This is a genomic window from Streptomonospora litoralis (assembly GCF_004323735.1).
GTDB classification, from domain to species: Bacteria; Actinomycetota; Actinomycetes; order Streptosporangiales; family Streptosporangiaceae; genus Streptomonospora; species Streptomonospora litoralis.
Genome location: NZ_CP036455.1, coordinates 4,658,468 through 4,671,914 on the forward strand (window position 1 = coordinate 4,658,468; position 13,447 = coordinate 4,671,914).

A 13,447-nucleotide genomic window follows, 5' to 3' on the forward strand; every position below is an offset into this window, starting at 1 on the left:
GGATCGGGGGAGGCAGACAATGGCCTGGAGCACTCGGCAGCTCGCCGAACTGGCGGACACGACCGTGAAGACCGTTCGGCACTACCACGCGATCGGCCTGCTCGACGTGCCCGAACGCGCCTCGAACGGCTACAAGCAGTACGGGGTTTCGCACCTCATCCGGCTGGTCCAGATCAAGAGGCTGAGCGAGCTGGGGATACCCCTGGCGCAGATCGCGGCCATGGAGCGGGCCGATGAGGAGCCGGACGCGGCGATCCGTGCGCTGGACGCCGAGCTTGAGGCGACGATCGCGCGCCTTACCCGCGTACGTGCGCAACTGGCCGTGATCCTGCGCCACCGCGCCTCGCCCGAGGTTCCGCCCGGATTCGCGCCCGTCTCGGGCCCCCTCTCCGAGACCAAGCGGTCGCTGCTCATGGTCTACTCGACGGTCTTCAGCGAGGAGGCCATGGAGGACTTCCGGCAGATGCTGGCCGAGCAGCACGAGACGGACGAGGAGTTCGAGGCCGTGCCCCCCGACGCGGACGACGACGCGGTGGAGCTGCTTGCCCGGCGGATGGCGCCGGAGATCCGCCGGGGCCGGGAGAAGCACCCGTGGTCGGTGGATCCGGCGGCGCATTCTCCCCGGGGCAGGAAACTCGCCGAGAGCGCGCTGGCCTCGGCGGTGGCGGAACTGTACAACCCAGCACAAATCCGCGTCCTGCAACGGGTGAACGAGATCCTCGCCCAAGAGGACGAGGAAAGCGCCGACGATACGCCGACACCGCACTCTCCCGGATCCGCCGGCTCCGTCCGATAGGGCACGGGGAGCGGTGCGGCTGAGCCGGCGCACGGTACTTCGCCTAGTACTTTCGCCGGATGGGGACGGGCCGAGCCGGGTCGCGCTACTCCGGGCGGCGGGCGCGGATGACGCCGTTGCGGGTGGTGATGGTGAACGCGCCCGCGTCGGCCACCGTGCGCTCCAGGCGTTCGCGCACGCGGGCGAGGACGTCGTCGAAGGGGACGCCGGACTGGGCGGCCCAGATGCGGTACGAGGCGAGATGGGGCAGTACGACGTCCGGATCGGCGGTCTCGATGTGCCCCTTCAGCTCGTGCACCTCCACGGCGGCGAACTGCTCGCGCAGTACGTCCGCGCCGCTGTCGAGCGGGAAGTTGTCGGAGCTGCGGACGCGCCCCGGAGCCTGCTCGACGCCCATCACCTCCGCCGCGGCCGACGCCCACAGCTCGTCCAGCTCGTGCTTGTCATCCTCGGCGTTGGTGGAGGCGATGAAGACGCCGTCCGGCGTGAGCACGCGGATGACCTCGGTGAGCGCCGCATCCAGGTCGGAGACGTGGTACAGCATGTGCATCGCCAGAACGGCGCCGACGCTTTCGGCGCTGACGGGCAGTTCGACGGCGTCGGCGCACACGACGGGCAGCCCCGCCGGCACGTCTTCGAGCATGCCGAGGGAGGCGTCGGCGCCCACGGCCGCCAGATCCGGGCGCTCGTCACGCAGGCGGGAGAGGTAGCGGCCGTTGCCGCAGCCGAGGTCGAGCACCGGGCCCCGCATTCCGGAGAGCATGTCGAGGACGATGCCCGGAAGGTCGAACTGCGGCTCCTGGTGGTCGTAGAGCCGCTGCCGGGCGACGAGGTTGGTCTGGTCCTTGTAGGCGCCTTCCGAGAGCTGCCGCCGGTCGGTCGCCACGCGCCTGAGTTCCGGGTCCATGCCCTCATCCTGCCCTTGTTGCGCCGGTACGGGGAGGGGGCGGGCGAGGGCGCAGTCGGTACTTGCTACAGCTCGTCAGCCACGAGGTCCGCGAGGAACGCCTGCCACTCGTGGGCGGGGAACTCGATGTGGCCCATTCCGCAATACGAAACATGCCCGACGTCCCGGAGCCGGCCGCGGCGATCGTGGCCAAATTCCCAAAGAATGCCGCTGAATTTCGTCATACGGGCACGATCGTCCCGCCGCCCTGCCCCTTCACGGACACACGCCCCTTCCCGGCACCCGGCACCTGCACTGCCCCTCGGCGGGCGGGCCACCGGCGGGCACCGGAACCGACGCCCGCGGGCCCAGCCCTTCGCCGCCCCCGCCGCCCCGCCGGACGCGCAATCTGGCGAGCACCCGACCCGTTGGGCGGGGGCGCCACCCCGCGGCGCCCCCGCCGACCACCGCCACCGGCGAGCACCCGACGCGGTGGGCGCGGGCCGAACCCTGCGCCGCCCTCGGTGCCGCTTTTCCGTGAGACCACCCGACACCCGGCAGACCAACAAGACCGCACAGCAGACCCGAGCCGCCGCCGGCCGCCGTCACCGGCGAGCACCCAGTGCGGTGATCGCGGGACCGGCCCGCCGCCAGGACTACAGCTGCTCGGCCGTGAGGTCGGCGAGGAACGCCCGCCACTCGGCGGCGGGGAACTCGATGTGGCCGAGGTGGCGGTGCCGGGTATCGCGGACTGCGGCGCCGTGGAAGGTGTCGGCGACCTCGACGCAGTTGTTCAGGTCGCTGTAGCTCGACTTACGGAAGTCTGTTGGGGCAGGGAAGTTGTCGTTCATCACGTTCTCGGTTCCTACAGCATGTCCTTGAGCATCTGAACCGACGCTTCAGGGTGGCGAGCGAACGTCATCAGATGCTCGAACAGCCGGTTGTAGCGGTCGAGTTCCTCGTTCTCTTCAAGGTAGAGTCCGTCCGTATCGGTCTCCAAGTAGACGATCGGACGCACGGGCTCACCGAACTCAAGGTAGGCGAAAGGGCCTCGCAGACCGGCATGCATCCCTGACGCCAGCGGGAGAACCTGCACTGTGACCGAGTTATCCGCCTCTCCAAGATCGATCAGGTGCCGGACTTGCTCTGCGAAGACGGGCTCGTAAGTCCGAAACCGTAGAAGCGCTGCTTCATCGATAACGGCCCAGACGTCCGGGGGTGCGGCTCTCCGGAGGATCTGCTGTCGCTGTTGGCGCGTCTCGACAGCACGGTCGATGTCAACTGGCGACTTCCGCAGACTCGCTCGCATCAGTATCTCGACATATCCAGGCGTCTGAAACAGGCCCGGTATTCGAGCGAGTTCATATGTCCGGATGCGCGACGCCTCAGCTTCGAAGGCCGGGAAGTCGTCGGTGAAGACGTCTGTGTACTTCGACCACCAGCCACGCTCACGAGCCTGTCTGGTCAGGTCGAGGATCGCCTCGCGTCGGCGGCCATCCATGAGTCCGTAGGTGTCGAGCAGACCCTTGATCTCCATGACCGTGGGCTTGAGCCGCACACCGGTTTCGATGTTGGAGATCTTCCCCATCGACCACTCCGTCAGGTCAGCGACCTGTTCAACGGTGTAGCCCGCTTCGGCACGAGCGCGCTTGAGCTCATCCGACAGTCGGCGCCGCCGGATGGACGGTCGCTGCTCAGCCATGTCGTCTCCCGAGTTCGTGCGTGCCTCTCGGATGTTACGAGGAGTCGCTGATCGTCGCGAACGCGTCATCTGGCCTGAAACCTTCGATCATGAATGCGACCCCCTGACACAGAAATCCCTACGACAATCATGAGGTGAAGACTTGCAAACATGAAGCTTCATAGTCACTATGTGTGTACATCCAAGCACGACTGGACTCGTTGTCCGGCCCGGCCCTTGCGGGGTTCCCTTGCTGCATCTACCACTGAGCGTCGCCCTCCCACTCCCGCGCGTACTCCTCGCTCCCGGGCGCCCACGCGCCGCGCGGGTGCGGCCATACGTACCGCAGCCCGCGCACGCACCCGCTCCCGCGTCCACACACCAGCGAGGCGACCACACCGCCTTCTGCGAGATCGCCGAAGCCCACTCCCACGCCTGGCCCGAGATCCGGCGCCTGCCCGGGCCGCTCTACGTCGCCGCCGACCGCCCCAACGGGCTGCACGTCTCATCCGACGACCTCGGCGCGTTCGCCGCAGCGCTCGCCGCCCACCCGCACCGAACCGCCGGCTCCCGCCCCTACCCGCCCCACCCCCGCCAGGCACCGCGGTGACCGCCGCCGGTCCACCCGGGGAACCGCCCACCGCCACCGGCTTCCCCGAAGCCCCCGACCACCCCGGCGAGCACTACCCCTACACCTTCGCCCACGTCACGCCCACCGCCTGGACCCAGGTATGCGACCGCTGCGGCCACCGCACCCGCATCGACACCGCACCGCGTAACCGAACGCGCACCCGGCGCCGCCCCGCGCCTCCCGCGCCGCTGCCCTACCGCGACTACTTCACGATCGGATTCCAGACATGACCACACCCGCCACCATGCCGCCCACGACCATGCCGCCCAAGGCCAGGACGCCGGTGGCCCTACCCGCCCCCGACGCTCGCGCCCAGGCCCACCGCCTCAAAGCCCGCTTCCCCGGCGCGACCTGCTGGCACGGCACCCATACCCGCACCTGGTGGGCGACGCTGCCCGGCCTGCCCCACCTGATCGAAGCGCCCACACCCGCCGCCCTCGCCGACGCACTTGCCCAAGCACTGGCCGCCGCCCACGCACCTCCCATCCCGGCCGACCTGCTCGCGCCCACCCACCGCGTCCCACCCGCCCCCGCCACGTCGCAGCCCGCGTTCCGGACACGCTCCGCCCCGCGCCCCCGCCGCCGACCGGCGCGGCGGCCGTGGTCCCAGCGCCCGGTTCGGCCACAGAGCGCGATGGGGACGACGGCGCCCGTCGGCTGACAACCGACCGGAATCCGACTCACCCGTCCCAGCCGCGCCCCCGTCCGTGACCAGGACGGGGGCGCATGCGCGCACTCAGTACCCGCGCGGAGACCCAGAGTTTTTGGAAATAATACTTCCAGATCGGGTTGACGGAGTCGGCCCCAACTCTTAGGTTTCTTAACACTTCAGGTGCGGATCCGAACACTGAGAGCGAGCCCGGCCCGCATGCACCCGGGTTTGCGTCCTTTCCCCGCTCACGGACGCACGGACACCTGGAAGGAGCCCCTCCGTGACTCCCCGACAAACCCGACACGCCCGCCGCGGCCGGTTCTCCGGCCCCTTCACCCGGTTCCCGCGGCTCTCCGCGGCCCTGGCCGGTGCGGCGGCGCTGTCCACCCTCGGCGTGGCGGCCGCCGCCGGCCCCGCCTTCTTCTCCGGTGCCGAGCCCGCCTCCGCCGCGCCTGCCGCGCAGGGCGAGAGCGCGGCCCAGGCCGAAACCGCAGCGCAGGGCCAGTGGCTCACCGGCTACTGGCACAACTTCAGCAACGGCTCCACCACGATGCCGATCAGCGAAGTCCCCTCCGTCTACAACATGATCGCGGTGGCCTTCGCCGGAAACACCGGAACGCCCGGCGGCATCACCTTCGACGTCGCCGAAGGCCAACTCGGCGGCTACACCGACCAGCAGTTCAAGAGCGACGTCGCCGCCGTCCAGGCCGAGGGCCGCAAGGTCGTGCTGTCCATCGGGGGCCAGAACGGCCACGTGGACGTCACCAACGCCGCCCAGGCGACCGAGTTCGCCAACACCGCCTACGGGCTGATGCAGGAGTACGGGTTCGACGGAGTCGACATCGACCTCGAACACGGCATCAACGCCCGGTACATGGAAGAGGCGCTGCGCCAGCTGCGGGCCAAGGCCGGATCGGACCTGATCATCACCATGGCCCCGCAGACCATCAACATGCAGGGCCCGAGCCACGCCTACTACCAGCTGACGCAGAACATCAGCGACATCCTGACCATCGTCAACATGCAGTACTACAACTCCGGCACCATGCTGGGCTGCGACGACCAGGTCTACTCGCAGGGGACGGTCGACTTCCTGACCGCCCAGGCCTGCATCCAACTGGAAATGGGACTGAGCCCCGACCAGGTGGGACTGGGGCTGCCCGCCACCCCTGCCGCGGCGGGCGGCGGCTACCAGCCGGCCGGCAACGTCATCGACGCCCTGGACTGCCTCGAACAGGGGCGAAACTGCGGCTCCTTCACCCCGAGCGAGCCCTACGGGCCCATCGGCGGTGCTATGACGTGGTCGATCAACTGGGACGCCACGAACGGCTACGCCTTCGCCGACGCGCTGGGCGCCCGGCTGGGGACCGGCTGATCGGCCGAGCAGCGGCAGCCGATCAGCCGCATCCGCGGCGCCGCGTGAGGCGCGGGCGGGCCGTCCGGCCCTGACCCCGCCGGAGGAGGTGGTCGGTCCCGGCGACACATTCCCCCCGCCTGCCGGGACCGACCACCGTCGTATGAGGACACCCCCAACCGAGGACCCCCTATCGGGCTCCCCTCCCGGTCCACTCCCGTCGGCACGCCGACGCCCTGCCCGGACCGGAAGCCCTCACCGAGAGGGTGCGGCGCACCAGACATCCCCTGGCGCCGCACCCTCTCTTCCTTTTGCGCCTCTTTCACCACTTGTCGACGGGCACCGCGCGGCACGGCGCGGGCTCGCCCTGAGCGACGTAGTAAGCCGACGTCCGATGCTCGCCTTCCTGCGGCACGATGTTCTCGATGACCATGGAGTCGCCCGAGTCCACGACGAACGACCACGGCACCTGCGAGCCCACCGCCGGCTGCGACTCCGGTCCCCCTGTCACGCCCGAGTCGCCCGAGTCGCCCGAGTAGGCCTTACCCACCGCGAACTCCCCGTCGCCGCTTTTCTTCCCGGGGAGCACGGTCATGCTGCCCACCCGCAGGTCGGAGGTGCAGCGGGTGCCCGGATCCGGATTCCTGATCTCCACAGTCACCCCCGCCTCCCTCAGGTCGGCGGCCAACGCCCGCTGATCGCCCCTATCGAGCGTCAGTTCCTCGATGCTGACCTCCACGCTCCCGTCCTGCTTCTCCTCGACGGCGTAGGCCGGCGGCGCCGTCGCACCGGGCACCAGCACGAAGCCCGCGGCGACCGCCGCGCCGCCCGCCGCTGCCAGACCCAGGCGCGGGGCGGTGACCAGGCGACGCCGGGGCGCGGACTCCCGCGCGCCTTCCTCGTCCTGCCGGGCCGCGTTCAGCGCGACCTCCCGCTTCAGCTCGCTGAGCAGCCGGTCCTCGAACCGCGACGTCTTGTCCATAGTCATGCCTCTCCCTGTGCTTCCCGTGCGTAGGCGATCCGGACCGGCGGCTGCCCGCTCGGCCGGGCCGGTGCGGCATGCGGATTCGGGACCTGCGCGGGTCCCTGACCGAGCCCCTCCGCCGGTTCGTCCGCGGGTTCCTCCGCGCGCTCCCCCATCCCGGCACGCAGGAACTTGCGCGCCCGGTACAGCCGCACCCGTGCGGTCACCTTGCGGATGCCGAGTGCCGCCGCGGCCTCGGTGACGGTGAGCTGGTCGACCGCGACCAGCTCGATCACCTGACGCTCGCCCTCGGGCAGCTCCGCCAGCGACCGCAGCAGCCGGCGGGCCTCCCCTTCGGCGAGGATGCGCTCTTCCAAGCGGCCGATGTCGTCGGACTCCAGCAGCCGGCGGCCGGCGATGCGGCTGCCGCTGTCGGCCTCGCGCGCGGCGCGACGGCGTTCGGCCGAGACCACGTTGCGCGCGATCCCGAACAGCCACGCCGACTCGTTTCCCAGCTCGGGCCGGAAGGTGTGCGCGGAGTCGACAACCGCCAGGAACACGTCGGCGGTCAGGTCCGCGGCGGTGTGCGGGTCCTCGACCCGCCGCGCCACGAACCGGGTGACCGCGTCGATATGCCGCCGGTAGAACTCCTCGAAGACCTCCGGATCGCGCGCGGCCTCCCGCGGACCCGCGCGTCTGCTGTGCTCACCTGCCACTTGGCGCCTCTCTTACGCATCCTGGTCGCCTTCCGCCTGCGTTCACGGGTACTTGGCGACCGGAAAGCGAAGCGTTACCGCCGCTGGTCGGAGCTTTCACAGAGGTCCGCGGCGGTGTCGGGGCGGGAGGCGGCACGGGCCCGGTCGGGCTCGGGAGCGGTCAGCGGGTGCGTTCGTAGTGGCGGCGCGCCTTTTCGCGGTTGCCGCAGACGGCCATGGAGCACCAGCGGGCGCGGTTGGCGCGGCTGCGGTCGAGTAGGAACAGTCGGCACTCGCCGTTGTCGCAGGGGCGTAGTCGGCCGGGCATCCGCTCCTCGGTGGCGGCCCAGGCGAGTACCGCTTCGACGGCCAGCCGGGCGTGCGGGGGAGTCCGGAGTGTCCACTGCAGACCATCCGAGGTGAACTCCGGAATCCGGTCGACCCCTTCGAGCAGCGGGTTCAATGCGGCCGGGGAGCGTTCTCCCCTGACCACACCCTGCAGGGCGTCCCGCGCTTCGCGCAGCAGCGCCAGTTCCGCGGTGCTGCCGTCGCCGCCGTGCTCCCGCGCCCAGCGCCTGCCCGCGGACGACTCCCCGAGTGCGTCCTGCTCCTCGCCACCGACCAGTGGCCGGCTGTTGAGCAGGTCCAGCAGCACGTCCATCCACCACCACCCCATCTAACCGGATCGAATCCTTTGACAGGTTAGCCCATGTCGTGCTTGTATGACGAACTCCTAACTTGACCAATAGTTCGAAGGGGTTAGACATGGGCTCGGTTCACCACCAGACCGCCACCGTCGAAGGCCACGAGATCTTCTACCGCGAAGCGGGCCCCGCCGACGCGCCCGTGATCGTCCTGCTGCACGGCTACCCGACCAGCTCGTTCATGTTCCGCGAACTCATCCCGCTGCTGGCCGGGGACTACCACGTCGTCGCCCCGGACCACCTCGGCTTCGGCCGCTCCGCCGCTCCCCGCGTGGAGGAGTTCACCTACACCTTCGACGCCCTCGCCGAACTCACCTCGGGCCTGCTCGACCAACTGGGTTTGGACCGCTACGCCCTCTACGTCCAGGACTACGGCGCCCCCATCGGATGGCGCCTCGCGCTCGAACACCCCGAACGGATCTCCGCCCTCGTCACCCAGAACGGCAACGGCTACGAGGACGGTTTCGTCGACTCGTTCTGGACCGACGTCTGGGCCTACGCGGCGAACCCGGGCCCCGGAACCGAGCCCCCCGTCCGCGCCGCCCTGAGCCTCGACGCCATCCGCTGGCAATACGTGCACGGGGTGCCCGACCCGAGCCTCGTCAGCCCGGACACCTGGGAGCACGACTTCGCCCACGTCTCCCGTGAAGGCAACGACGAGGTCCAGTTGGCGCTGTTCCGCGACTACGCGAACAACCGCCCGCTCTACCCGCTACTGCACGAATTCCTGCGCACCAGCGGGATCCCGGTGCTCGCCGTGTGGGGCCGCAACGACGAGATCTTCGGCCCGGCGGGCGCGCGGGCCTTCGCCCGCGACGCCGAGGACGCGGAGGTCCACCTGATCGACGGCGGCCACTTCCTGTTGGAGAGCCACCTGGACGTCGTCGCCGGCTACATGCGCGGCTTCCTCGGGCGGGTGCTGGGTTGAGGAGGTCCGACCGACCACCCGCCCGCGGGGCCTCGCTCATGCCTCGCCGCTGCTGCCGGCGCGTGCGCCACGGGCGAGGATGCGTCGGCGCGCGTCATGCACGAGGCGCGGTGTCGTCGTCTTCGGCCGTCGGAACCGCGCGGCGGCGTTCGTACCTCCGCTGCGCGTCCGCGTGGGCCTGGCGGAGCAGCCCGATCGCGGTTTCGGAGGTGCGCGCCCCCGGAACCACGATGGCGATCCATCCCAGGTCGGCATAGACCGGGTGCGGGATCAGGGTGTCCTCGGCGCCGTAGTCCACCGGCTCCCCGGCGCTCTCCGGACGTGCTCCCAAAAGCTCGGCGGACCTCTCCTTGCCGACGTGGACGTTGAGACGCCACCGCCCCGGGTCGTCGAGCCCGGAAACCGGCTCGTCGGGGTAGTCCTTCGTGACGATCGTGGCATAGGGCTGCTCGCGACGGGGCACCTGCCCGTCGGGGGCGTAGTAGAAGAAGTGGTCGCCCCAGGCGATCTCCGGGTACTCGCTGCCCGCTGTCGGCGCGAGTTCGAGGACGCCGTCGAACCCGCGCACCGTGTCGAGGATCTGTTCCATACGCATACTTCAAGTGTGAGGTTGAAGTGCTTATGGAGGGTTTTGCATGGCTGACCCCGGTGGATCGGCGGATGGGCTCGGCATGTCCGCGGTGTCGGCGGCCACGGGCTACTCGCGCCAGCAGATCCGTGACCTGGAAGCCCTCGGCGTCATCCCCGCCGCGCACCGAGCCCCCAACGGCTACCGCCGCTTCTCCCCCACCCATGTCCGCGACCTGCGTGCCTACCGGGATCTCGCAACCGCGGTGGGACCGGTGGAGGCCCGCCGGACCATGGCGCTGATCCGCACCGCGGCGCCGGACGAGGCGGCGGCCGCGGTGGCTTCACTCCACGCACGGCTGAACCGGGAGCGGGAGGAGGCGCTCGCGGCGCAGCGGGCGCTGCGCGCCGTCCGCGCCGAGGCGGCACTCGACTCCCCACCGGCCGCCGGAGACGCGATGACCATCACCGAACTGGCCGACGCGCTCGGCGTGCGCACCTCGACGCTCCGCTTCTGGGACAAGGCCGGGCTCGTGACACCGGAGCGCGTGACCGCGAAAGCGGGATCGGCGCGCCGCTACCCGCTCCAGGCGATCCGCGAGGCCCGCATCACCGCGGCGCTGAGGACTGCCGGCTACCGCGTCCCCGACGTCCGGCGAGCCATGGCCGCCGTCCGGGATCTGCACGACGTCGGCCGGTCGCTGGGCGCCCTCGAAGCCAGAGTCGACTCCATCGCACGGCGCACGCTGGCGCTGCTGCGCGCCGGCACGACGCTCGCCGACATCATCGCGCCCGAGCACCGGCCGGGCCGCACCGGCGACCCGGCTGCCGGCGACGCCGCCCCCCGCCGCGCATAGGCCGATAAGGCCGATCAACTGCGCGGCGGCAGCGACGGCTTGGGTCCCGCGTCGGTGCGGCGACGCACCGACGCGGCGCTTCCCCGGGCAGAGCGGACTCAGACCACAGGCAGCCGCATCCCGCGGACGCTCTGCGCAACCCCGTCGCTGGCCTCGGCGATCTCGCGGCGCTCGGGCGGGACCTCGCCGTAGAGGGTGGTGCGCTGGCGCAGCGGGCGGCCGGTGGGCTCGATCAGGGCGCGGATGTCGCCGATGGTCTTGAACGAGCCGTTGTCGGATCCGGCCATGCGGCTGATGGTCTCCTCCATCAGTGTCCCGCCGACGTCGTTCACGCCCCCGGCGAGCAGTTGGCGGCAGGTGTCCTCGGCCAGCTTCACCCACGAGCACTGGATGTTGTCGATCGTGCCGTGCAGCAGCAGCCGCGCGAGCGCGTGCACGGCCCGGTTCTCCCGGACGGTGGGGCCGGTGCGCGCGAGCCCGGCCAGATAGATCGGGGCGCTGGTGTGCACGAACGGCAGCGGCACGAACTCGGTGAAGCCGGGGCGGCCGTTGCGCTCCAGCGAGCGCTGCTGAAGCGAGCGCAGCAGTTTGATGTGGGCGACCCAGTGTTCGGGGGTGTCGACGTGGCCGTACATCATCGTGGAGGTGGTGGGGATGCCCAGGTCGTGGGCGGTGGTGACCACGTCGACCCAGGCCGAGGCGGGCAGCTTGCCCTTGGTCAGCACCCAGCGGACGTCGTCGTCCAGGATTTCGGCGGCGGTGCCCGGCAGCGAGTCGACACCGGCGTCGCGCGCCCGCTCCAGCCACGCCTTCACGGAGGAGTCGGTGCGCGCGGCGCCGTTGACCACCTCCATCGGGCTGAACGCGTGCACGTGGATGCCGGGGACGCGCTCCTTCACCGCGCGGGCGAGGTCGAAGTAGGCGGTGCCGGGCAGGTCGGGGTGGATGCCGCCCTGCATGCACACCTCGCTCGCGCCCGCTTCCCACGCCTCGGCGGCCCGGTCGGCGACCTGGTCCAAGGAGAGGGTGTAGGCGTCGGCGTCGCTGCGCCGCTGGGCGAAGGCGCAGAAGCGGCAGCCGGTGTAGCAGACGTTGGTGAAGTTGATGTTGCGGGTGACGACGAAGGTCACGTCGTCGCCGACGGTGTCGTGGCGCACGGCGTCGGCCAGGCCCGCCAGCTCCTCCAGCTCGTCGCCGTGGGCGTGCAGCAGCGCCAGCGACTCCTCGTCGGTGAGGGCGGCGGGATCGCGTTCGGCGCGAGTGAGGGCGGCGCGGATCTCGGGGTCGAAGCGGCGGGGCGCACCGACACCCAGCGCGGGGCGGGGCATGCGCTCGCGCAGCTGCTCCCAGTCGCCGTAGACGGCGTCGAAGTCCCCGCGGACCTCTGCGGTGCGGCCCTCGGTGTCGATGGCGGTGTGCAGGTCGGTGCGGCCGGATCCGGCCTCCTGCGGCTCGGGCTCCTGCCAGGGGCGGCCGACGACGCCGGCGTCCTCGCGGGCCAGGCCGGTACCGGGTTCGGCGAGCGCGGCGACGTGGGCCGACACCCGCGGGTCCAGCCACGGCTCGCCCTGGCGGACGTACTCGGGATAGACCGTGAGCCGCTCGCGCAGGGTGAACCCCGCTTCGGCGGTGCGCCGGGCCAACTCGTCGATCTGCGGCCACGGGCGCTCGGGGTTGACGTGGTCGGGAGTCAGCGGGGAGACGCCGCCCCAGTCGTCGATCCCGGCGCGCAGCATGAGCGCGTACTGGTCGCCGATGAGGTTGGGCGGCGCCTGCACGCGCGCCTTGGCGCCCATGACCAGGCGGGTGACGGCGACGGTGGCGGCCAGCTCGGCCATCTCCGCGTCGGGGCGGTGCATCATCGCGGTGTCGGGCTTGGCCCGGAAGTTCTGCACGATGACCTCTTGGATCGCGCCGTACTCGCGGGCGGCTCGGCGCATGGCGAAGACCGCGTCGGCGCGCTCGGCGGTGTTCTCGCCGATGCCGATGAGGATGCCGGTGGTGAAGGGCACTGTGCTGCGGCCGGCGTCCTCCAGTACGCGCAGCCGCACGGCGGGGTCCTTGTCGGGGCTGCCGTAGTGGGCTTGGCCGCGCTCGGTGAACAGCCGCTCGGAGGTGGTCTCCAGCATCATGCCCATCGAGGGGGCCACGGGCTTGAGCCGCTGGAAGTCGGACCAGGACAACACGCCCGGGTTGAGGTGGGGCAGCAGGCCGGTCTCCTCCAGGACCAGAATGGCCATGGCGCGGACGTAGGAGAGGGTGTCCTCGTAGCCGCGCTCGTCGAGCCACCGGGCGGCCTGGCGCCAGCGGTCCTCGGGGCGGTCGCCCAGCGTGAACAGGGCCTCCTTGCAGCCCATGGCGGCGCCTTGGCGGGCGATCTCCAGCACCTCGTCGGGCGAGAGGTAGGGGGCGTCCAGGTGGCCGGGCGCGGTGGCGAAGGTGCAGTAGTGGCAGCGGTCGCGGCACAGCCGGGTGAGAGGGATGAACACCTTGCGGCTGTAGGTGACGACGCCGGGGCGCCCGGCGGCCTCCAGCCCGGCGTCGCGGACGCGCCCGGCGTGGTCGAGCAGCGCGTCGAGGTCGTCGCCGCGGGCCTGCAGCAGCACCTCGGCCTCGGCGTGGTCGAGAGTCTTGCCGTCGCGCGCCCGAGCCAGCGCACGGCGCATGGACGAGGGTGCGGGGGCGGATTCGGAGTCCCGATGTCCAGCACTTGTCATGGCCCGCACGATACG

At 70.9% G+C, this 13,447-nt stretch carries 16 protein-coding genes; 7 read left to right on the forward strand and 9 right to left on the reverse strand.

Going from position 1 to position 13,447, the window contains the following annotated elements:
• Window positions 1–19: 19 nt before the first annotated feature.
• On the forward strand, window positions 20–796 hold the full coding sequence (locus EKD16_RS19575; RefSeq protein WP_131100004.1) for a helix-turn-helix domain-containing protein: 777 nt from the start codon (window positions 20–22) through the stop codon (window positions 794–796).
• Window positions 797–881: 85 nt separating this feature from the next.
• On the opposite strand, the gene EKD16_RS19580 is transcribed toward EKD16_RS19575, so the two are convergent.
• From EKD16_RS19580 to EKD16_RS19590, 4 genes are all read right to left on the reverse strand, one after another.
• On the reverse strand, window positions 882–1,703 hold the full coding sequence (locus tag EKD16_RS19580) for a class I SAM-dependent methyltransferase (protein WP_131100007.1): 822 nt from the start codon (window positions 1,701–1,703) through the stop codon (window positions 882–884).
• A 65-nt stretch (window positions 1,704–1,768) separates the two neighbouring features.
• Window positions 1,769–1,927 (reverse strand): hypothetical protein, encoded by a 159-nt coding sequence (locus tag EKD16_RS25480; RefSeq protein ID WP_165498617.1) that lies wholly within the window; start codon window positions 1,925–1,927, stop codon window positions 1,769–1,771.
• A gap of 411 nt (window positions 1,928–2,338) precedes the next feature.
• Window positions 2,339–2,533, reverse strand: a complete 195-nt coding sequence (locus EKD16_RS19585; protein WP_131100011.1) for a DUF397 domain-containing protein — start codon at window positions 2,531–2,533, stop codon at window positions 2,339–2,341.
• A 14-nt stretch (window positions 2,534–2,547) separates the two neighbouring features.
• Entirely contained in the window at window positions 2,548–3,384 is an 837-nt protein-coding gene (locus tag EKD16_RS19590) for a helix-turn-helix domain-containing protein (RefSeq protein ID WP_131100014.1), read from the reverse strand.
• Between the two features lie 307 nt (window positions 3,385–3,691).
• Here EKD16_RS19590 and EKD16_RS19595 point away from each other — a divergent pair, with 307 nt between their 5' ends.
• From EKD16_RS19595 to EKD16_RS19605, 4 genes are all read left to right on the forward strand, one after another.
• Window positions 3,692–3,973, forward strand: a complete 282-nt coding sequence (locus EKD16_RS19595; RefSeq protein WP_131100017.1) for a hypothetical protein — start codon at window positions 3,692–3,694, stop codon at window positions 3,971–3,973.
• Entirely contained in the window at window positions 3,970–4,224 is a 255-nt protein-coding gene (locus EKD16_RS25485) for a hypothetical protein (RefSeq protein ID WP_131097378.1), read from the forward strand. The genes EKD16_RS19595 and EKD16_RS25485 overlap by 4 nt, the downstream gene beginning before the upstream one ends.
• The gene (locus EKD16_RS19600) at window positions 4,221–4,655 is read left to right on the forward strand and encodes a hypothetical protein (protein ID WP_131100020.1); all 435 of its coding nucleotides are present in this window, start codon (window positions 4,221–4,223) and stop codon (window positions 4,653–4,655) included. The genes EKD16_RS25485 and EKD16_RS19600 overlap by 4 nt, the downstream gene beginning before the upstream one ends.
• A gap of 370 nt (window positions 4,656–5,025) precedes the next feature.
• Complete coding sequence (locus tag EKD16_RS19605) at window positions 5,026–6,021, forward strand: chitinase (protein WP_394347352.1); 996 nt, start codon at window positions 5,026–5,028, stop codon at window positions 6,019–6,021.
• A gap of 301 nt (window positions 6,022–6,322) precedes the next feature.
• Here EKD16_RS19605 and EKD16_RS19610 read toward each other — a convergent pair whose 3' ends face one another.
• The 3 genes from EKD16_RS19610 to EKD16_RS19620 all read right to left on the reverse strand — a co-directional run bounded on the left by EKD16_RS19610 (window position 6,323) and on the right by EKD16_RS19620 (window position 8,335).
• Entirely contained in the window at window positions 6,323–6,988 is a 666-nt protein-coding gene (locus EKD16_RS19610; protein ID WP_131100023.1) for a hypothetical protein, read from the reverse strand.
• Window positions 6,985–7,680: an RNA polymerase sigma factor gene (locus EKD16_RS19615; protein WP_131100025.1), complete on the reverse strand. Its 696-nt coding sequence runs from the start codon at window positions 7,678–7,680 to the stop codon at window positions 6,985–6,987. The genes EKD16_RS19610 and EKD16_RS19615 overlap by 4 nt, the downstream gene beginning before the upstream one ends.
• Before the next feature lie 160 nt (window positions 7,681–7,840).
• A complete protein-coding gene (locus EKD16_RS19620; protein WP_242677069.1) occupies window positions 7,841–8,335 on the reverse strand; it encodes a CGNR zinc finger domain-containing protein in 495 nt (164 codons plus the stop codon).
• A gap of 89 nt (window positions 8,336–8,424) precedes the next feature.
• Here EKD16_RS19620 and EKD16_RS19625 point away from each other — a divergent pair, with 89 nt between their 5' ends.
• Window positions 8,425–9,291: an alpha/beta fold hydrolase gene (locus EKD16_RS19625; protein WP_131100028.1), complete on the forward strand. Its 867-nt coding sequence runs from the start codon at window positions 8,425–8,427 to the stop codon at window positions 9,289–9,291.
• A gap of 94 nt (window positions 9,292–9,385) precedes the next feature.
• Here the strand turns inward: EKD16_RS19625 and EKD16_RS19630 are convergent, their stop codons facing one another.
• Window positions 9,386–9,886 carry a DUF6194 family protein gene (locus tag EKD16_RS19630; protein ID WP_131100031.1) on the reverse strand — a complete coding sequence of 167 codons (501 nt, stop codon included), beginning with the start codon at window positions 9,884–9,886 and terminating at the stop codon, window positions 9,386–9,388.
• A gap of 40 nt (window positions 9,887–9,926) precedes the next feature.
• Between EKD16_RS19630 and EKD16_RS19635 the strand changes: the two genes are divergently transcribed.
• Window positions 9,927–10,715: a MerR family transcriptional regulator gene (locus EKD16_RS19635; RefSeq protein ID WP_131100034.1), complete on the forward strand. Its 789-nt coding sequence runs from the start codon at window positions 9,927–9,929 to the stop codon at window positions 10,713–10,715.
• A gap of 98 nt (window positions 10,716–10,813) precedes the next feature.
• Here EKD16_RS19635 and EKD16_RS19640 read toward each other — a convergent pair whose 3' ends face one another.
• Complete coding sequence (locus EKD16_RS19640) at window positions 10,814–13,432, reverse strand: bifunctional FO biosynthesis protein CofGH (protein ID WP_131100038.1); 2,619 nt, start codon at window positions 13,430–13,432, stop codon at window positions 10,814–10,816.
• Window positions 13,433–13,447: the final 15 nt, after the last annotated feature.